Origin of the sequence: Streptomyces sp. NPDC050263, assembly GCF_040655955.1 — a bacterium.
Taxonomy (GTDB): Bacteria; Actinomycetota; Actinomycetes; order Streptomycetales; family Streptomycetaceae; genus Streptomyces.
Map to the genome: position 1 here is coordinate 21,620 of NZ_JBFAKW010000025.1, position 17,310 is coordinate 38,929.

A 17,310-nucleotide genomic window follows, 5' to 3' on the forward strand; every position below is an offset into this window, starting at 1 on the left:
GCGGGCAAGTCGGGACGCCGGTTCGGTCCCATGGCGTTTGACCTGCGGAAACAAGGCTCGACTGGGACGGGCCGTGGGACGCCCGTCCATATGTCAGAAACCCGTGTGTAGATGGCACTCATCTCTCTAGGGTGCCTCGCATGACCTTCGCATCCGTCTCCGTCCCCGTCCCTGCGCTGGCCGGGCGCGCCCGGTCGATCGGCGGCTCGCCGGTGCGGGACATCCTCGCCGTCACCGCCCGCCCCGAGGTGATCAACTTCGCGGGCGGGCTGCCCGCGCCCGAGCTGTTCGACCGCGAGGGCGTCGCCGCCGCGTTCCGGTACGCGCTGGAGGAGGCCCCGGCGCAGGCCCTGCAGTACTCCACGACCGAGGGCGAGCCGGGGTTGAGGGAGCGGCTCGCCGCCCGGACCACGGCACGCGGACTGCCCACGACCGCCGACGACCTGCTCGTCACCACCGGCTCCCAGCAGGCTCTGTCCCTGCTCGCGACCGCGCTGCTCGACCCCGGCGACACGGTCCTCGTCGAGGCCCCCTGTTATCTGGCCGCCCTCCAGGTCTTCGGCCTGGCCGGGGCGCGGATCGTCGCGGTGCCCGGAGACGCGGACGGCCCGGACCCCGACGCGCTCGCGGAACTCGTCGTCCGGGAGCGGCCGAAGCTGCTCTACACCGTCCCCACCTTCCAGAACCCCACCGGCCGCACCCTCCCCGCCGAGCGCCGTGCCGCCCTCGCCTCCGTCGCCGCCCGGCACGGCCTGTGGATCGTCGAGGACGACCCCTACGGCGAACTCCGCTACGACGGCGAGCGCTTGCCGTGGATCGCCGCGCACCCCGACGCCCGCGACCGCACGGTCCTGCTCGGCTCCTTCTCCAAGGTCATGGCCCCCGGCATACGGCTGGGCTGGCTGCGCGCGCCGGCGGAGCTGCGGCGGGCCTGCGCGGTCGCCAAGCAGGCCGCCGACCTGCACACCCCGACCGTCAACCAGCTCGCCGCCGCCCGCTACCTGGCCGTCAACGACCTCGACGCCCATGTGGCGCGGGTGGCCGCCGTGTACCGCGAGCGGCGCGACGCCATGCTGGCCGGGCTGGGCGAGGCCCTGCCGCAGGGGTCGCGGTGGAACCGGCCCGAGGGCGGCATGTTCCTCTGGGCCCGGCTGCCGGAGTCGTACGACACCGCCGCGCTGCTGGCGCAGGTCGTCGCCCAGGACGTGGCCTACGTGCCCGGCGCACCCTTCTACGCCGGCGAGCCCGACCGGTCGACCCTGCGGCTGTGCTTCGTGACGCAGACGCCGGAGGAGATCGGGGAGGGGCTGCGCAGGCTGGGGCGCGGGCTCACCGGGTGAGCGCGGGTCAGTCCCACCAGAAGGTCCAGGTGGGCTCGCCGACGAGCTGCCGGGCGTAGGCCTCCAGAGTGCCCTCGCCCTGGAGGACGTTGTCCGGGCAGAACGCGAAGTGCTCGGCGGCGATCCGCTCCGCCTCCTCGACCGTGGTGGGCGGGGCGGCGACGGACACCGTGAGGACGTCGAAGCCGAGGCCGACGACCCGTATGCCGAAGCGGTCCTCCCAGGAGCGCAGGACGGCGCACAGCCGGGCCGTGTCGCTCTCGTGGTTGGCCGGGCCGGACCAGCCGACGGCCGCCGGGACGTCCGCGCTGCGCCGGGCCGGGACCAGGGCGAGGTAGGGCGATCTGAACCAGGACGGCCCCTGCTCCGCGAGGGTGTCGGCGATCTGTGCGGCCCGGGCGTCGGGATCCGCCGTCAGGGCGGGGGACGCGGCCAGGCCCGGCCACTCCTCTCCCTGCGCCGCGCACTCCTCCCAGTACTCCGCGAGGACCTCCTCCGCGTCGTGGTCCCCGGGGTAGGAGACCTCGTCGGGCATCAACTCCCACTTCTGCGGGCCGCCCTGGGAGCCGCCGAGGTCGACCAGGACCGGAACCAGCCCCGCCCGCCCCGCCGGTGCGCCCAGGGCCGTCCAGTTGCCGGAGGACGCGGACTGCTCCGCGTGCCACAGCAACGGCTCGTGCCACGGACCGTCGCACGTCGCGTCGATCAGTCTCCCGGGCGGGAGTTGGAGCCCGAGGGAACGCCCGCTCGGGTCGGACGCCAGCTTGGGCAGCGGGTTGGGAAGAGTCGCCATGGGGTGACTGTAGGCGGCCGCACTGACATCGGCCGGGCGGCGGCTACGCTTTCCCGTCCGCGACGGCCGCCGACGCGGGCGGGCCGAGGGGAGGGCGCAGGCCGTGAGTCTCTTCGAGATCGAGCTGCTGAAGAGCGACTGGGAGCGGATGGAGTGCGGCTGCGGTCAGAGTGCCGCGCACCTCCCGGCCAGGATCAGGGAAGTCCTCACCCTCCCCGCGGACCATGGCGGTGGCGAGGCCTTCCTCACCGCGCTGCACGGCCACGTCATGACTCCGGCCGACGGCCTGCTGCCGGCCTCCGCCGCCTTCGTCCCGGCGGCCCTCGCCGCTCTGGCCGGAGAGCTCTCCGAGCCCGCCCGACGGGAGACGCTCGGCTGGCTGCTCCGCGTCCTCGGCCCGGCTGTGGACTCGGGCGGGCCGGTGGCCGCGGCCTGTTCGCCGCCGCCCGGGAAGGGCTCTCGGTGCTGTACGCAGAGGTCCTGCGGGGCGACTCGCCGGCCGGCGCGGCCTACGCCTTCGAGGCGCTTCTCCTGATCGAGGAGGACCTGGACCGCCTCCGCGCCGTGCGGGCGGCCGCGGGGGATCGGCTTCCGGGGGATCTGGCGCGGGAGGAGATCTGAGGCCGGGCGCGCGCCTGGCCCGAGAGCGGAGCGGGCGGGAGCGGGGGGCGGGCGCGGGCGGTCGGGGAGGTGGTGCGGTGCGCGTTCGTGCGCCCCGCCCAGTAAGCTCGCGGGGTGGGAGAACTGAAGCGTGGACAGGTGTGGACGGTCTCCACGGTGGGCCGGGATCGCACGGTCGTCGTCGTGCAGAACGACCATGTGGCCGAACTGCACTCGGGCGCTGTCCTGTGCGCCCTGCTCGACACCTCGGGGGAGCGGCCGGAGTCGCTGGTCACCGTGCGCGTGTCGATGCCGCTGCGGGGGATGGTCGTCGCCCCGGATCTGTACAACTTCCGCCTGACGCGCTTCGAGGACGGCAAGTACCACGGAGACGTCCCCATGGAGGAGATGGAGAGCGTCGACACCGCGCTGCGGGCCGTGCTCAGTCTCTGACGCGCCGCGCCCGCCAGCGGTGCGACAGCCAGATCCCCAAGCCGACGAGCGGGAGGACGACGGAGGCCGGGATGAGTACGCCCAACCCTCCGATCAGCAGAAAGCCGATCAGCGCGTCACCCGCCGACGGATCGTCCTGGCTGCCCAACCGGCCCTCCTCGCGCCCGTGTTCTTGATGTCCGTCTCTCGGGGGACGTGTGAGCGGGTGGAGTCGGTTCCGGCGTGACCTGGTCCGCCCGCGCTTCGAAGCACTCCTTCCGACCGCCCGCCACCGGCAGGAAGCAGGCCTCGACGACCGTGTCGAGGCCGGTCGCGGTCATGGCCGTGTGGACGTAGGCGTCCGCGTCGACCCTGTTCTCGACCCGCGCGCCGTGCGGACGGCCGCCGCTCCCGGCCGCCCGTGTCTCGACCCGGTCGCCGATCCGCGCACCCCACATCCGCGCCCAACTGGCCCCGCACACCCTGCTGTACCGCAGCTGGATCGAGGCCCCGGTCGCGGTGACGTGCTCGGCGAGCGTGTCCGGCGAGCCGCCGCAGTTCGTCAGCACCGGATCCTTGCCCTCGCAGGTGCTCCCCCGGCACTGCGGGCCGCCTACGGACGGGGTCGCCGACGGCCGGGGCGCGCGGTGCTGGTTCGGGAGGAGGAGCAGGGTCAGGGTGACGGCCCCGAACAGCACCGCGCACACCGACGCGAGGACCGCCGCGGCCGTCGCCACCCGCGGTGCCTGTGGCTGAGGCTGTGTCGCCGCTGCCTGTGTTTTTGGCTGCGGCTGCGGCGGCGGCTGCGTCTGTGAATTCTGCTGTGATTTCGGCGGTGGCGGTGGCTGCGGTGTTTTCTTCGGCTGTCCGGGTCTCTCCGACTTCGCGATCTCCCACAGCGCCAGGCATCGCCCGTCCGGTTCCCCGGCGAGGCGGCACAGCTCCTGCACCGCCTGGCGCGGCGGCAGGGACCTGCCGTTGAGGTAGCGCTCCCAGGACGACTTGCTGAACGCGGTCTCGTCCGCGAGGCGCGCCAGGGTGAGGCCCGTGCGGTCCCGCAGCTCCCTGAGCGCCGCCGCCAGCAGCGTGGCTCCCGGCGACGGCGTCGACCCCGTCATGCGCGCAGAGCCTTCCAGGTGTTCGGTCCGACCATGCCGTCCACGTCCAGGCCGGACCGCTTCTGCATGGCCTTGACCGCCCGCTGGGTCAGCGGTCCGAACTTCCCGTCGATGCCGCCCGGCGAGATGCCCGCCCGGCGCAGCAGGCACTGGGCCTCGGCCACCTCGGGGCCCGCGCTGCCGTAGAAGATCTCGGTGCTCCGCGTGGGGCTGATGCCCGCGTACCAGAGCCCGTCGATCCGCTTGATCCCGCAGGTGTAGACGCGATCCGGCGAGGAGGCCGCAGCGGCGGACGGGGCTGGGGGCGCGACCGCCTGTGCGTCGCGGTCGTCGTCGAGGCGGACGGCCAGGAGGACCGCCGAGGAGACGGCCAGTACCAGGGCGACGGCCCCCGCCATGAGCGCGATGCGCAGCGCACGCCCCGGAAGGGCCTCTGGGTTCGCCGGAATCTCAGGTTCCGTCGGGGGAGCCGCCTCTGCTCGCTCTGCTTCGGGTCCCCTCGACGGTGACTTCGACGGTGACTTCGACGGGGACGCGGGCGGGCGGGCACTGTCCCAGGTGTCGGCGGCGACCTCGTGCAGCGCGAGCAGTCGGACCGGATCGTCGCCGCAGATCCGGGCCAGCGCCTCCACGGCCTCCGCGGGCGGGAGCGATCTGCCGCCCAGGTACCGCTCCCAGGACTTCTGGCTGTACCCCGTCTTCACGGCCAGTTGACGCATGCTCAGCTCGCTGTGATCCGTCAGACGACGTAAGTGCGTCGCCAACTGCCTTACGCGCGGGTCCAGTCCGGCGGGCAGAGCTTTCCGGAGCGCCATGTTCCCCCCAGGTGCGGTCATGGACCGTGGTCAGCGGTCCCCGACTCCACCGCATTCTGCATCAGCGTCACAACCTCTGCACAAGGTCTGTCCCAGCTGTCCCGCCGTACCGTCCCGAGGGATGACGTCTGCGCAGGTCAGCAGGGCGACGTCCCGTGAATCCGTCAGATGTGCGGCAACCGTGGCGGCCGCGCCCCGCGCCCCGCAGTCTCGTTGGCAGGCCGGCCGGTGCGGTCGGTCCACAACGAAGGGGTAGCGACATGCGCATGATCAGGAAATTCGCTGCGGTGGCCGGCGGGATCGTGCTGACCGGTGGTCTGCTGGCCGGAAGCGCGGGGGCCGCGAGTGCGGCGCAGGCCGCGCCGCGGGCGGCGTCGGACTGTCCGGCCGGCTGGTTCTGCGTCTGGGCCGGGCAGAACTACACCGGCCACATGCAGAAGATCGCGGGGACGAACCGGGACCTGACCCAGTACTCGGTCTTCCAGAGCTTCAAGTCCTGGTACAACCACGGCAATTCCTGTGACCTCAAGTGGTACTCCGAGAAGGACTACGGCGGGTCCAGCTCGCTCGTGTACCGGGGCTACCGGACGAGCACCCCCGAGAGCCACTACATCAAGTCCAACACGTGGGTGAACTGCGTCTGACCGACGCCCGCACCCGCCACACGCCAGAGGGCGGCACCCCGGTGGGGGTGCCGCCCTCCACGGCACGGCTCAGAGCTTTTCCGGCGTCCTGATGCCCAGCAGGGCCATGCCCAGGTGGAGCGTGCGGGCCGTCAGGTCCACCAGGAAGAGACGGTTCTCCACGACTTCCGGCGCGTTGTCGGGCGACAGCACGTGACACTGGTCGTAGAACGTCGTCAGGTGCGAGGCCAGCTGGTACAGGTACGCCGCCAGCTTGTGCGGCTCGTACGCCGCCGCCACCTCCGACACCGTCTCCGCGAACTGGTCCAGGTGCAGGCCCAACGCCCGCTCCGCCGGGGCCAGTGCCAGCTCCGGGTGAGCGGCCGGGCGGGTCTCGCCGGCCTTGCGCAGGATCGACCGGATACGGGCGTACGCGTACTGGAGGTACACGGACGTGTCGCCGTTCAGCGAGACCATCTGGTCCAGGTCGAACTTGTAGTCCCGCACCGCCGACGTCGACAGGTCGGCGTACTTCACCGCGCCGATGCCCACGTACCGGCCGTTCTCCACGATCTCCGGCTCGGTCAGGCCGACCTTCTCCGCCTTCTCCCGGACCACGGACGTCGCCCGGCCCACCGCCTCGTCGAGGAGGTCGACCAGCTTGACCGTCTCGCCCTCACGGGTCTTGAACGGCTTGCCGTCCTTGCCGAGGACCGTGCCGAACGCCAACTGGTGCGCCTTCACGTCCTCGTTCAGCCAGCCCGCCCTGCGCGCCGTCTCGAACACCATCTTGAAGTGCAGCGACTGGCGCGCGTCCACGACGTAGATGAGCGAGCTCGCCTTGATGTGGAAGACGCGGTCGCGGATCGCCGACAGGTCCGTCGCCGCGTAGCCGTAGCCGCCGTCCGACTTCTGGACGATCAGCGGGACCGGATTGCCGTCCGGGCCCTTCACGTCCTCGAAGAACACGCACAGCGCGCCCTCGGAGCGGACCGCGACCCCGGACTCCTCCAGCAGCCGGCAGGTCTCCGCCAGCATGTCGTTGTAACCCGACTCGCCGACGATGTCCTCGTCGCGGATCTCCATGTCCAGCTTCTCGAAGACGGAGAAGAAGTAGATCTTCGACTCGTCCACGAACTTCTGCCAGGTCGCGAGCGTGTGCGGGTCGCCGGCCTGGAGGTCGACCACCCGGCGACGCGCCCGCGTCTTGAACTCCTCGTCCGCGTCGAACAGCTTCCGCGCCGACTTGTAGAGGCGGTCGAGGTTCGACATCGCCTCCTCGCCGCTGACCTGCTTCTCCTTGTGGTCCAGTTCGTGCGGATGCTCGTCCAGAAACTGGATGAGCATGCCGAACTGGGTGCCCCAGTCGCCGATGTGGTGCCTGCGGACCACGCTCTCGCCGGTGAACTCCAGGATCTGCACCATCGCGTCGCCGATGACCGCCGACCGCAGATGGCCGACGTGCATCTCCTTCGCCACGTTCGGCTGCGCGTAGTCGATCACCGTCGTGCCGGCGTGCGCGGCGTGCGGGACGCCGAGGCGGGCCTCGTCCGCGTACCGCGCGGCCAGGTTCTCCGTGATCGCCCGGTCGGTGATCGTCACGTTCAGGAAGCCGGGGCCCGAGACCTCGATCTCCCCGATCACGTCACCGGTCGTCACGTTCGCCACGACCTGCGTCGCCAGCTCCCGCGGGTTCGCCTTCGCCTTCTTGGCCAGCGCCAGGATGCCGTTGGCCTGGAAGTCGGCCCGGTCGCTTCGTCGCAGCAGCGGGTCCGAGCCGGCGGCCTCCGGCAGAGTGGCCGAGAGGGCGGACGCGAGACGCTGTTCGACGGAGTCGCTGAGGGACGTGACCGGGGCCATAGGAGTGGGTGCCGTTCTCCTCGTGGGGACGCATAGACACGGCCAGTATCCCATGGGGGGTAAAGCGGTTTTCCCGGGCGCGGGGCCGTCTGGGAGAATGGGAACCCCATGAGCGTGGGACCCCTCATTACCTGGGGACCCCCATGCGGGACTCCCATCAACGCTTCCAGAATCAAGAGGACGTGCCGATCGTGGCTCAGAGCACCGAGACCACCGACTGGGTCTCCCGTTTCGCGGATGAGGTCATCGAGGAGTCGGAGCGCCGAGCCCCCGGCACTGAGTCATCAGTCGCCACCGCTCCGGTTGTAGTCGTCGCGTCCGGACTCTCCCCGTCCGGTCCCATCCACCTCGGCAACCTGCGCGAGGTCATGACCCCGCACCTCGTCGCCGACGAGATCCGCCGCCGCGGCCACCAGGTCCGCCACCTGATCTCCTGGGACGACTACGACCGCTACCGCAAGGTGCCGGCCGGCCTCGACGGAGTCGACGACACGTGGGCCGAGCACATCGGCAAGCCGCTGACCTCCGTCCCGGCGCCGCGGGGCTCCGCGTACCCGAACTGGGCCGAGCACTTCAAGGCCGCGATGATCGAGTCGCTGGCCGAACTCGGCGTGGAGTTCGACGGGATCAGCCAGACCGCGCAGTACACCTCCGGCGTCTACCGCGAGCAGATCCTGCACGCGATCGAGCACCGCGCCGACATCGACGCCATCCTCGAGCAGTACCGCACCAAGAAGGCCCCGGCCGCCGCGGCGAAGAAGCAGCAGAAGCCTCTCGACGAGGCCGAGGTCGAGGCCGCCGAGGGCTCGGGCGCGGCCGCCGAGGACGACGGCTCGTCCGGCACCGTCGGCTACTTCCCGTACAAGCCCTACTGCGGCAACTGCGAGAAGGACCTCACCACGGTCACCTCCTACGTCGACGACACCACCGAGCTGTCCTACACCTGCACCGCCTGCGGCTTCGCCGAGACCGTCCGGCTCAGCGAGTTCAACCGCGGCAAGCTGGTCTGGAAGGTCGACTGGCCGATGCGCTGGGCCTACGAGGGCGTCGTCTTCGAGCCGTCCGGCGTCGACCACTCCTCCCCGGGGTCCAGCTTCCAGGTCGGCGGGCAGATCGTCGGGATCTTCGGCGGCAAGCAGCCCATCGGGCCGATGTACGCCTTCGTCGGGATCAGCGGCATGGCGAAGATGTCGTCGTCCAAGGGCGGGGTGCCCACCCCCGGCGACGCGCTGAAGATCATGGAGCCGCAGATCCTGCGCTGGCTGTACGCCCGCCGCCGGCCCAACCAGTCCTTCAAGATCGCCTTCGACCAGGAGATCCAGCGGCTCTACGACGAGTGGGACAAGCTCGACGCCAAGGTGGCGGAGGGGGCCGCCCTCCCGGCCGACGTCGCGGCACACGCGCGTGCGGTGGGCACGGCCGGCGGTGAGCTGGCGCGCACCCCGCGTCCGCTGCCGTACCGCACCCTCGCCTCCGTCGCCGACATCACCGCCGGCCACCAGGACCAGGCCCTGCGCATCCTGAGCGACCTCGACCCCGAGAACCCGCTCGCCGCCCTGGACGAGGCCCGGCCCCGGTACGACAAGGCCGAGGCCTGGATCAACACGCACGTCCCCGCCGACCAGCGGACCATCGTGCGCGAGGAGGCGGACGCCGAACTGCTGAAGTCCCTCGACGAGGCCGCCCGGCAGTCCCTGCGGCTGCTGGTCGACGGGCTGGCCGAGAACTGGTCGCTGGACGGGCTCACCCACCTCGTCTACGGCGTCCCGAAGGTGCAGGCCGGCTTCTCCGCCGACGCCACGCCCAAGGAGCTCCCGCCGGAGATCAAGACCGCCCAGCGGACGTTCTTCGCCCTGCTCTACCACCTCTTGGTCGGGCGGGACACGGGGCCGCGGCTGCCCACACTGCTGCTGGCGGTCGGGCAGGAGCGGGTGCGGGCCCTGCTCGGGGAGTAAGCGCAACGGTACGAAAAGGGGGCCCTCCGGTGAGGGCCCCCTTTGCCGTGCGGATGCCGTGCGGATGCCGTGCGGACTTCTCGCGAACCGCTACGCGATGTGGTCTTCCTGGAGTTCCGCCGTGTGGCGGTTGGTGAAGCGGTTGACCATGCGGTCGGCTTCCCGCTGCGGGACCGTGACCCCGTACGTCGCCTCCACGTCGCCCCTGAACTGGCCCGACGTGGGGTAGCTGCCGTCTATCGACTTCTTGAAGACCAGGTAGTAGTCCTCCTCCGTGAGCTCCGGAGGGCCGCCGCCCTCGCCCAGCTCACGGCTGCGACCCGGGCCCACCGGGATGGGGAACGAACCCGTCTCCTCCGGGGAGGGTTCCTGGACCGGGGGCTCCTCCTGGTACTGGTCCTGGTACTGCTCGGCCCGTTGCTGCTCCTCGTACCACTGGGCGTACTGCTCCGTGGGGTCGTAGGAGGGGTCGTAGCCGCCCTGGTACTGCATCTCGCTCGGGGGAGCCTGGAACCAGGGGTTCTGGTCGTCCACGGGCGCGGCGGGGGCGGGCACGGGGGCGGGCGCGTAGTCGACCTGCTGGGGCTGCGGCTGCTGCTGGACCTGTTGCGGCTGCTGCGCCTGCCGGGGTGCGGGGGCCGCCGCCAGTTCCGGCTGGGGCGCGGGCGCGGACACCGGGATCGGCGCCGGACTCGGAGCGGGGGCCGGAGGCAGCACGGCCGGTTCTATGCCCGCCGCCGCCAGGCCCGCCGGGGCCGTCTCCGCCAGCGGGACGCCGTAACGGGCCAGGCGCAGCGGCATCAGCGACTCCACCGGAGCCTTGCGACGCCACGCCCGGCCGAACCGGGAGCGCAGCCTCGCCTGGTAGACGAGACGTTCCTGCTCCAGCTTGATCACCTGGTCGTAGGAGCGCAGCTCCCACAGCTTCATCCGGCGCCACAGCAGGAACGTCGGCACCGGGGAGAGCAGCCAGCGCGTGATGCGCACGCCCTCCATGTGCTTGTCCGCCGTGATGTCCGCGATCCGGCCGATCGCGTGCCGGGCCGCCTCGACGGCGACCACGAACAGGATCGGGATCACCGCGTGCATGCCCGTGCCCAGCGGGTCCGGCCAGGCGGCCGCGCCGTTGAACGCGATCGTCGCCGCCGTCAGCAGCCACGCAGTCTGCCGCAGCAGCGGGAAGGGGATCCGGATCCAGGTCAGCAGCAGATCCAGGGCCAGCAGGACGCAGATGCCCGCGTCGATGCCGATCGGGAAGACATAGGAGAACTTCCCGAAGCCCTTCTCCAGGGCCAGCTCCCGGACCGCCGCGTACGAACCGGCGAAGCCGATGCCGGCGATGATCACGGCGCCGGTCACGACCACGCCGATGAGAACGCGGTGCAACCGGGTCAGCTGTATTGGCGCGGACACCCGTACTCCCCTCCCCTTGCGTGTTCTTGCGCGCAACAGGGTGGCACATGTGTGCGGCGCACGCGTTGCCGGTCCGTCAGCTCTTTGCGGAAGCGGAAGCCTTCGGAGCAGCCGCGGTCGTCGCAGCCGTCGTGGCCTTCCCGGTCGCCGACGCCGACTGCGAAGGCGTCGCCTTCGAGGGCGACGACGCCGACGCACCCGACGAGGCCGTCTTCGACGGGGCCGGGCTCGACGTCGACGTACCCGAACCGCCGCCGGCGCCCTCGCCGTTGGCCGACTGCACCGAGGCCACCGCCTCCTTCGCCGCCTTCTCCGCCGACTTCGTCAGGGTGTCCGCGCTCGGGGCCTTGTCGCCCGCCAGACCGGCGCCGTTGTAGTCGAGCGTGATGACGACGTTCTCCACCCGCGCCACGACCGTCTGCTGCTTGAAGGCGCCTTCCGTCTTCTTCAGGTCGTACGCCACCAGCGTCGCCTCGTCGCCCGTCCCGGCCGCCGCCTGCGACTTCGCGTTCGTTGCGCCCGACACCGCCTGGGCGTCCTTGACCTGCTTCGCGTAGTACGTCTTCGCCTGCGACTCGCCGTCACCCGTCGTCGCGTCCGACTCGAAGCGCAGCAACGACACGTTCAGCCAGCGGAACTGGGAGCCCTTCACACCGTTGTTGGCCAGACTCGACCAGGAACAACTGGTCCGCGCCGCGGTGTCGCTGGACGTCCCCTCCTTGCCCGAGATCCCCTTCGGCACCAACTCGGTCAACGTCTTCTTCGACAGCACCGCACACGCCTCGGGCAGCGTCTTGTACGCCGCCGCCTGCACGGTCGGCGCGGCGCTCACGGCCGAGTCCGTGCCGGAACCGGCGGACGCGCCCGCGCCCTGCGCGCCGTCACCGGAACCGGAGTCGGAGTCCGAGGAGCAGCCTGCCGCGAACAGCAGCACCGGGACGGCCACGGCTGCGGCGAGAACGCGGCTGCTGCTGCGCCCCCCGGCCCGCCTCACTCGCTCGTCACGCTGCTCGCACTGGTCAAACTGGCCGTCACGCTGGGCTCGTCGCTGCATGGTTCCTTCACTCATGACGCTCGTGGTTCCTGCGGTCGGATCGGGTCCGAGGGGCCACGGTACGCGGTGAAGAAGCTGTGCGGTTCCCCTTCGAAGGCTTTGCGAGGGGGGTGCGGACGGGGCCGAAGTGGCCTCAGCCGGCCAGCGACTCGGCCAGTTGCGCGGCCAGTTTCCGGGCCTTGTCCTGCATTTCCTCACTGTCCGGCACCACGCCGACGGTCGTCGGCTGCTCCTCGTACTCGATGGTCACAATGACGTTCGACGTGCGGAACGCCACAGTCACCGTGCGCTGCTTGGCCGTCGAACCGGAACTGTCGAGCGCGTCGTCGACGAACGCCTCGTCGCCCAGATCGTCCAGCAGACGGGGCTGGATTTCGGCGGTGGAGGAGGGAGAGGGGGAGGCCGAGGCGGAGGCAGAGGGGGAGCCGGAGGCGGCGGAGGCGGAGGCGGGGGGCGAGAGGGTCGCGGCGGGGGAGGGCGAGGGGGAGCCGGTGGTGGGGGTGGTCTGCCCGGTGGTGAGGGTCGCGGAGGCGACGGGGGCCGGGAGGTCGGCCGCCGTCACCTCCGCCGCGAAGAGCGTCTCGGCCTGGGTGTCGTCGCTGACGGCGTTGTCATAGGAGACGACGCGCTCGAAGTCGACGAAGAGGTGGTCGGTGGCGTCCGTCGACTCCACCTTCCAACGGCAGCCCACCTTGCGGTCCGTGTCGTACGTCAGCGTCGCCTCGCCCGCGTAGGCGGTCTCGCGCTGCGTTTGGTCGGCGAGCTGTTTGATGCCGGGGAGCAGGGAGTCGAGCGTGGACCGGCTCACCACGCCGCAGGCCTCCGGGAGCGTGGCGTACTTGCCGGGCTGCGCGGCGGAGGCGGCCGTGCCGGCCTCGCCCGGGTTGGAGTTGTCCGTCGAGCCGCCCTCCTCCGAACTGCCGGTGCAGCCGGCCAGCAGCGCCGCGAGGAGCGCGACGACGCCGGGTACGTACGCCTTCCGCTGCACGGTCGGCTCCTCTCGAAGGTCAGTTCGGTGGTGAGTGGTTTCGGTGGTGGGTGGTCCAGTGTCCCCGCTGGTTATTCGCTTGCCGGGCGGGGGTGGCCCCTGGAGACAATGTGTATCGCACGCAACACCGTGGATGCCGGTCCGCCGTCCGGTTTCGTGGATCTTGGCACCGGTTTTGCGACTGATGACTTTTGTGGTTTATCCGGGGGAACGAGGACGATATGTCGTACGTGGAAATGCCGGGCGCGAAGGTGCCCATCCGTATGTGGGCCGACCCGACGTCGGTCGAGGAGGGTGCGCTCCAGCAGCTGCGCAACGTGGCGACCCTGCCGTGGATCAAGGGCCTGGCGGTCATGCCGGACGTCCACTACGGCAAGGGCGCGACGGTCGGCTCGGTCATCGCGATGCAGGGTGCGGTATGCCCCGCGGCGGTGGGCGTGGACATCGGCTGCGGGATGTCGGCGGTCAGGACGTCGCTGACGGCGAACGACCTGCCGGGGGATCTGTCGCGACTGCGGTCGAAGATCGAGCAGGCCATTCCGGTGGGGCGGGGGATGCATGACACCGCCGTCGAGCCGGGGCGTATGCACGGCTTCGCGACCGGTGGCTGGGACGACTTCTGGGGGCGGTTCGACGGGATCGCTGACGCGGTCAAATTCCGTCAGGAGCGTGCCACGAAGCAGATGGGAACGCTTGGAAGTGGCAACCACATGATCGAATTTTGCCTCGATCAGTCGGATTCGGTCTGGCTCATGCTGCATTCCGGATCCCGGAACATCGGCAAGGAACTCGCCGAGTTCCATATCGGCGTGGCGCAGGCCCTTCCGCACAACCAGGGTCTGGTCGACCGCGACCTGGCGGTGTTCGTCGCAGACACCCCGCAGATGGCCGCGTACCGAAGCGATCTCTACTGGGCGCAGGAGTACGCGAAGTACAACCGCGCCATCATGATGGGGCTCCTGAAGGACGTCGTCCGTAAGGAGTTCAAGAAGGCGAAGCCCACCTTCGAACAGGAGATCTCCTGCCACCACAACTATGTGGCGGAGGAACGGTACGAGGGGATGGACCTGCTCGTGACCCGCAAGGGAGCGATCCGGGCCGGGTCAGGCGAGTACGGGATCATTCCCGGATCCATGGGCACCAGCTCGTACATAGTGAAGGGCCTTGGCAACGAGAAGGCCTTCAACTCGGCGTCGCACGGCGCCGGTCGGCGCATGAGCCGTAACGCGGCGAAGCGTCGCTTCACGGTGAAGGATCTGGAGGAGCAGACGCGGGGTGTGGAGTGCCGTAAGGACTCTGGCGTGCTTGACGAGATTCCGGGCGCCTACAAGAACATCGACCAGGTGATGGATCAGCAGCGTGATCTCGTCGAGGTCGTGGCGAAGTTGAAGCAGTTCGTCTGCGTGAAGGGCTGAGGCGGGTGGCCCCAGGGGGAACCGGGGCCACCCGAGCTGGGTTATTGATCGCTGGGCATGGGGACTTGGCCGCTGCGCAAGCGCCACAGGCGCAGACTGCAGCTCTGCACGGTTCTGCCGAGCACCTTGGCTGCCGTCGTCGGGTTGTTGTGCTGGAGCAGAATTCGGTCTTCGCACTCATTCCAGCGGCGTTTTGTGTAGGCAGCCCTCATGCCAGTGGGGCGAACCCGGTCGGTGAGCGAGTCAGCGGCTGCGCGCTTGCGTTCCAGGGACAAGCAGCTCGGATAGTAGAGGTGAGCTGCCAGGTTCTGGGCGATCTCCATCCGTGTGGGTTTAGGAGAGTCGTTTCTTCGGTCGCGGAACCGGGGTGGGGGCAGGGGCGAAACGGCTGAGCCTTGAGAGAACCGGTCCGTCACAGGTCCCGGTGGACCTTGGTGTTCGATGCCTGGGCGCGGGGGCGCAGGACCAACAGGTCCACGTTGACGTGGCTGGGGCGGGTCACCGCCCAGGTGATCGTCTCGGCCACGTCGGAGGCGGTGAGAGGTTCGGCGACGCCCTCGTAGACCTTGGCGGCCTTGTCCTCGTCGCCGTTGAAGCGGGTGAGGGCGAACTCGTCGGTCTTGACCATGCCGGGGGCGATCTCGATGACGCGGACCGGCTGGCCGACGATCTCCAGGCGGAGGGTCTCGGCGAGGACGTGGGCGCCGTGCTTGGCGGCGACATAGCCCGCGCCGCCCTCGTACGTGCCGTGTCCGGCGGTGGAGGAGACGACGACCACCGTGCCGTCGCCGCTCGCGACCAGCTTCGGCAGGAGCGCCTGGGTGATGTTCAGGGTGCCGAGGACGTTCGTCTCGAACATCGTGCGCCAGTCGGCGGGGTCGCCGGTGGCGACGGGGTCGGCGCCGAGTGCGCCGCCCGCGTTGTTGACGAGGACGCCGATCGTCTTGAAGGCGGTGGCGAACTCGTCCACGGCGGCGCGGTCCGTCACGTCCAGCTGGTAGGCCGTCGCCTGGTGGCCGGCCGCGTTGATCTCCTCGGCGAGTGCCTCGACGCGGTCCTTGCGGCGGGCGGTCAGGACCACGCGGTAGCCGGCCGCGGCGAGCTGCCGGGCGGTGGCGGCGCCGATTCCGCTGCTCGCACCGGTGACGATCGCGATGCGGGAGGGGGCGGACGGGGCGGCGGTGGACATGAGCGCTCCTCGGACGTGCGTGCGGCTGGCTTTCGCCAGGATATGCCGGTGCTCAAGTCAATTACCTCGGGGCGTGTACATGATCACAGCCATGCCCGCGAGGCAGATCAGCGCGCCGGTGATGTCCCAGCGGTCGGGGCGGTAGCCGTCGGCGGCCATGCCCCAGAGGATCGAACCCGCCACGAAGATTCCGCCGTACGCGGCGAGGATGCGGCCGAAGTGGGCGTCCGGCTGGAAGGTGGCGACGAAGCCGTATGCGCCGAGAGACAGGACTCCGCCCAGGGTCCACATCCAGCCGCGGTGTTCGCGCACGCCCTGCCAGACCAGCCAGGCTCCGCCGATCTCGAAGAACGCGGCCACGACGAAGAGGGCGGCGGAGCGGAGGATGAGCAGCATGGCCGCAGCTTTGCATGACGGTGTGCTGTCACCTGTGCCCCGTTCACCTGTTGGAGGGCGCCTGCGGGGCGCCAGGCGTGGGATACATCCCCTGCGTAACGCCTGGGCTGTTTCTGGCGTTTTCTGGCGGTTTCTGATCTAGGAGTGGTGGCATGCGCAGGTTGCGGGGTCTCGTGGTGTGGGGTGCGGGTGCCGTGCTGGCGGTGGGCGCGGGTGTCGTGCCCGCGCACGCGGTGCAGGAGGAGCCCGAGGCCGACCTGTCGTATCACGGCTTCGCGGTCATGGACGGAGGCCGGGTCGATGTGCGGCTGACTCCGCGCAACCACGGTCCGGGGGACGTCGCCGACTCGACGGTGCGGCTGCGCTGGTCGGTGCCGTTGGCGGCGGGGGAGCAGTGGCTGCCGGCCGGGTGCGCGCGCACGGGCCGGCAGGTGGTGGTGTGCCGGACGGGGGCGCTGGCCGCGGACGGGCTGGGGGAGCAGCTGGCGTTGCGGGTGTGGCTGCGGGGGCGGCCGGCGGAGGTGACGATGGACGTCGACACCCTGTGGGGCGGTGGGGCGGTGGATCGCAATCGGTCCAACGACCGGCAGCAGGTGCTGGTGCTGGACACCGGGGACGCCTATTTCTTCTGAGCTTGCTTCTGCTGAGCCTGGTGCTTTTCAGCCTGTTGTTTCCGCGCCTGTTTCTGCCGGCGTCCGTGGGGCTGGTGCGTCGTCGTACCATCTGCGGACGGCAGTCGAGGACGGCGCCGGCGAAGGGGTGCGATGTCGGGGAACGTGCGATCGCGGCTGCTGGACGAGCTGTCGGAGGTCTCCCGCCGGTACATGGCCGCGTATGCCCTGTTCAACCAGGCGCTCGCCGACCGTCTCGGGCTGCATCCGACCGATCTGCAGTGTCTGAACCTGCTGACGCTGGAGCGGGAGCCGGTGACGACGGGCCGGGTCGCCGAGCTGACGGGGCTGACCACCGGGTCGGCGACGCGGCTGGTGGACCGGTTGGAGCGGGCCGGCTACGTCGTCCGGGAGCGGGACGCGGCCGACCGGCGGCGGGTGCTGGTGGCGACGGTGCCGGAGCGGATCGCGGAGTTCGGGCGGATGTGGGAGCGGCTGGGCGGCGACTGGATGCCGCTCTTCGACGATCTCGGGGACGCCGAACTCGCGGTGATCGTGCGGCACATGCGGCGGACGGTGGAGTTCGGCGCGGAGCAGGTGGAGCGGTTGCGGGAAGGCCTGGTCCAGGACAGGTCCTAGGGCGGGACCACCAAGCCCGAGTCACGAAGTCGGGGCCAGGCAGTCGGGCCCAGGAAGCCGGGTCTAGGG

19 protein-coding genes are annotated in these 17,310 nt (G+C 70.6%); 8 read left to right on the top strand and 11 right to left on the bottom strand.

Features of this window, described 5'->3' with window-relative positions; all coding sequences use genetic code 11:
- Window positions 1-140 precede the first annotated feature (140 nt).
- A complete protein-coding gene (locus tag AB0J04_RS14460; RefSeq protein WP_363168712.1) occupies window positions 141-1,340 on the top strand; it encodes a PLP-dependent aminotransferase family protein in 1,200 nt (399 codons plus the stop codon).
- Window positions 1,341-1,347: 7 nt separating this feature from the next.
- On the opposite strand, the gene AB0J04_RS14465 is transcribed toward AB0J04_RS14460, so the two are convergent.
- On the bottom strand, window positions 1,348-2,133 hold the full coding sequence (locus AB0J04_RS14465; RefSeq protein WP_363168713.1) for a DUF4253 domain-containing protein: 786 nt from the start codon (window positions 2,131-2,133) through the stop codon (window positions 1,348-1,350).
- Between the two features lie 103 nt (window positions 2,134-2,236).
- On the opposite strand from AB0J04_RS14465, the gene AB0J04_RS14470 reads away from it, so the two are divergent.
- On the top strand, window positions 2,237-2,668 hold the full coding sequence (locus AB0J04_RS14470; protein ID WP_363168714.1) for a hypothetical protein: 432 nt from the start codon (window positions 2,237-2,239) through the stop codon (window positions 2,666-2,668).
- A 200-nt stretch (window positions 2,669-2,868) separates the two neighbouring features.
- Window positions 2,869-3,186, top strand: coding sequence for a type II toxin-antitoxin system PemK/MazF family toxin (locus AB0J04_RS14475; RefSeq protein WP_363168715.1), 318 nt, complete (start codon window positions 2,869-2,871; stop codon window positions 3,184-3,186).
- On the opposite strand, the gene AB0J04_RS14480 is transcribed toward AB0J04_RS14475, so the two are convergent.
- From AB0J04_RS14480 to AB0J04_RS14490, 3 genes are read right to left on the bottom strand one after another with little or no spacing between them, the layout of a single operon-like run.
- Entirely contained in the window at window positions 3,176-3,334 is a 159-nt protein-coding gene (locus AB0J04_RS14480; RefSeq protein WP_363168717.1) for a hypothetical protein, read from the bottom strand. The two genes, AB0J04_RS14475 and AB0J04_RS14480, sit on opposite strands and share 11 nt — an antisense overlap.
- A complete protein-coding gene (locus AB0J04_RS14485) occupies window positions 3,303-4,283 on the bottom strand; it encodes a DUF2690 domain-containing protein (RefSeq protein WP_363168719.1) in 981 nt (326 codons plus the stop codon). The genes AB0J04_RS14480 and AB0J04_RS14485 overlap by 32 nt, the downstream gene beginning before the upstream one ends.
- Window positions 4,280-5,098, bottom strand: coding sequence for a peptidoglycan-binding protein (locus AB0J04_RS14490; RefSeq protein WP_363168720.1), 819 nt, complete (start codon window positions 5,096-5,098; stop codon window positions 4,280-4,282). The genes AB0J04_RS14485 and AB0J04_RS14490 overlap by 4 nt, the downstream gene beginning before the upstream one ends.
- A gap of 266 nt (window positions 5,099-5,364) precedes the next feature.
- On the opposite strand from AB0J04_RS14490, the gene AB0J04_RS14495 reads away from it, so the two are divergent.
- Window positions 5,365-5,742 (top strand): peptidase inhibitor family I36 protein, encoded by a 378-nt coding sequence (locus tag AB0J04_RS14495; protein WP_363168721.1) that lies wholly within the window; start codon window positions 5,365-5,367, stop codon window positions 5,740-5,742.
- Between the two features lie 69 nt (window positions 5,743-5,811).
- Here AB0J04_RS14495 and argS read toward each other — a convergent pair whose 3' ends face one another.
- Window positions 5,812-7,581 carry an arginine--tRNA ligase gene (argS, locus tag AB0J04_RS14500; protein ID WP_363168722.1) on the bottom strand — a complete coding sequence of 590 codons (1,770 nt, stop codon included), beginning with the start codon at window positions 7,579-7,581 and terminating at the stop codon, window positions 5,812-5,814.
- A 182-nt stretch (window positions 7,582-7,763) separates the two neighbouring features.
- Here argS and lysS point away from each other — a divergent pair, with 182 nt between their 5' ends.
- Entirely contained in the window at window positions 7,764-9,536 is a 1,773-nt protein-coding gene (gene lysS / locus AB0J04_RS14505; RefSeq protein WP_363168723.1) for a lysine--tRNA ligase, read from the top strand.
- 90 nt (window positions 9,537-9,626) lie between these two features.
- Here lysS and AB0J04_RS14510 read toward each other — a convergent pair whose 3' ends face one another.
- The 3 genes from AB0J04_RS14510 to AB0J04_RS14520 all read right to left on the bottom strand — a co-directional run bounded on the left by AB0J04_RS14510 (window position 9,627) and on the right by AB0J04_RS14520 (window position 12,991).
- Window positions 9,627-10,949 carry a DUF2637 domain-containing protein gene (locus AB0J04_RS14510; protein ID WP_363168724.1) on the bottom strand — a complete coding sequence of 441 codons (1,323 nt, stop codon included), beginning with the start codon at window positions 10,947-10,949 and terminating at the stop codon, window positions 9,627-9,629.
- Between the two features lie 76 nt (window positions 10,950-11,025).
- The gene (locus tag AB0J04_RS14515; RefSeq protein ID WP_363168725.1) at window positions 11,026-12,018 is read right to left on the bottom strand and encodes a DUF3558 domain-containing protein; all 993 of its coding nucleotides are present in this window, start codon (window positions 12,016-12,018) and stop codon (window positions 11,026-11,028) included.
- A gap of 118 nt (window positions 12,019-12,136) precedes the next feature.
- Complete coding sequence (locus tag AB0J04_RS14520; protein ID WP_363168726.1) at window positions 12,137-12,991, bottom strand: DUF3558 domain-containing protein; 855 nt, start codon at window positions 12,989-12,991, stop codon at window positions 12,137-12,139.
- 221 nt (window positions 12,992-13,212) lie between these two features.
- Between AB0J04_RS14520 and AB0J04_RS14525 the strand changes: the two genes are divergently transcribed.
- Window positions 13,213-14,406: an RtcB family protein gene (locus tag AB0J04_RS14525; RefSeq protein ID WP_363168727.1), complete on the top strand. Its 1,194-nt coding sequence runs from the start codon at window positions 13,213-13,215 to the stop codon at window positions 14,404-14,406.
- 41 nt (window positions 14,407-14,447) lie between these two features.
- Here the strand turns inward: AB0J04_RS14525 and AB0J04_RS14530 are convergent, their stop codons facing one another.
- The 3 genes from AB0J04_RS14530 to AB0J04_RS14540 form a co-directional block, all read right to left on the bottom strand.
- Entirely contained in the window at window positions 14,448-14,729 is a 282-nt protein-coding gene (locus AB0J04_RS14530) for a hypothetical protein (RefSeq protein WP_363168728.1), read from the bottom strand.
- Window positions 14,730-14,818: 89 nt separating this feature from the next.
- Complete coding sequence (locus AB0J04_RS14535; protein ID WP_363168730.1) at window positions 14,819-15,595, bottom strand: SDR family NAD(P)-dependent oxidoreductase; 777 nt, start codon at window positions 15,593-15,595, stop codon at window positions 14,819-14,821.
- A 57-nt stretch (window positions 15,596-15,652) separates the two neighbouring features.
- The gene (locus AB0J04_RS14540; protein WP_363168780.1) at window positions 15,653-15,988 is read right to left on the bottom strand and encodes a YnfA family protein; all 336 of its coding nucleotides are present in this window, start codon (window positions 15,986-15,988) and stop codon (window positions 15,653-15,655) included.
- Window positions 15,989-16,143: 155 nt separating this feature from the next.
- On the opposite strand from AB0J04_RS14540, the gene AB0J04_RS14545 reads away from it, so the two are divergent.
- Both AB0J04_RS14545 and AB0J04_RS14550 read left to right on the top strand, forming a co-directional pair.
- A complete protein-coding gene (locus AB0J04_RS14545; RefSeq protein WP_363168731.1) occupies window positions 16,144-16,623 on the top strand; it encodes a hypothetical protein in 480 nt (159 codons plus the stop codon).
- 132 nt (window positions 16,624-16,755) lie between these two features.
- The gene (locus AB0J04_RS14550; protein WP_363168732.1) at window positions 16,756-17,241 is read left to right on the top strand and encodes a MarR family winged helix-turn-helix transcriptional regulator; all 486 of its coding nucleotides are present in this window, start codon (window positions 16,756-16,758) and stop codon (window positions 17,239-17,241) included.
- The last annotated feature ends 69 nt before the right edge of the window (window positions 17,242-17,310 follow it).

Excerpts from the sequence above, each read along its gene's own strand:
- AB0J04_RS14490 (WP_363168720.1), bottom strand. The coding sequence starts at position 5,098 with ATGGCGCTCCGGAAAGCTCTGCCCGCCGGACTGGACCCGCGCGTAAGG.
- AB0J04_RS14495 (WP_363168721.1), top strand. The coding sequence starts at position 5,365 with ATGATCAGGAAATTCGCTGCGGTGGCCGGCGGGATCGTGCTGACCGGT.
- AB0J04_RS14465 (WP_363168713.1), bottom strand. The coding sequence starts at position 2,133 with ATGGCGACTCTTCCCAACCCGCTGCCCAAGCTGGCGTCCGACCCGAGC.
- AB0J04_RS14530 (WP_363168728.1), bottom strand. The coding sequence starts at position 14,729 with ATGGAGATCGCCCAGAACCTGGCAGCTCACCTCTACTATCCGAGCTGC.
- AB0J04_RS14515 (WP_363168725.1), bottom strand. The coding sequence starts at position 12,018 with ATGAGTGAAGGAACCATGCAGCGACGAGCCCAGCGTGACGGCCAGTTT.
- argS (WP_363168722.1), bottom strand. The coding sequence starts at position 7,581 with ATGGCCCCGGTCACGTCCCTCAGCGACTCCGTCGAACAGCGTCTCGCG.
- AB0J04_RS14535 (WP_363168730.1), bottom strand. The coding sequence starts at position 15,595 with ATGTCCACCGCCGCCCCGTCCGCCCCCTCCCGCATCGCGATCGTCACC.
- AB0J04_RS14485 (WP_363168719.1), bottom strand. The coding sequence starts at position 4,283 with ATGACGGGGTCGACGCCGTCGCCGGGAGCCACGCTGCTGGCGGCGGCG.
- AB0J04_RS14550 (WP_363168732.1), top strand. The coding sequence starts at position 16,756 with ATGTCGGGGAACGTGCGATCGCGGCTGCTGGACGAGCTGTCGGAGGTC.
- AB0J04_RS14545 (WP_363168731.1), top strand. The coding sequence starts at position 16,144 with ATGCGCAGGTTGCGGGGTCTCGTGGTGTGGGGTGCGGGTGCCGTGCTG.
- AB0J04_RS14525 (WP_363168727.1), top strand. The coding sequence starts at position 13,213 with ATGTCGTACGTGGAAATGCCGGGCGCGAAGGTGCCCATCCGTATGTGG.
- AB0J04_RS14460 (WP_363168712.1), top strand. The coding sequence starts at position 141 with ATGACCTTCGCATCCGTCTCCGTCCCCGTCCCTGCGCTGGCCGGGCGC.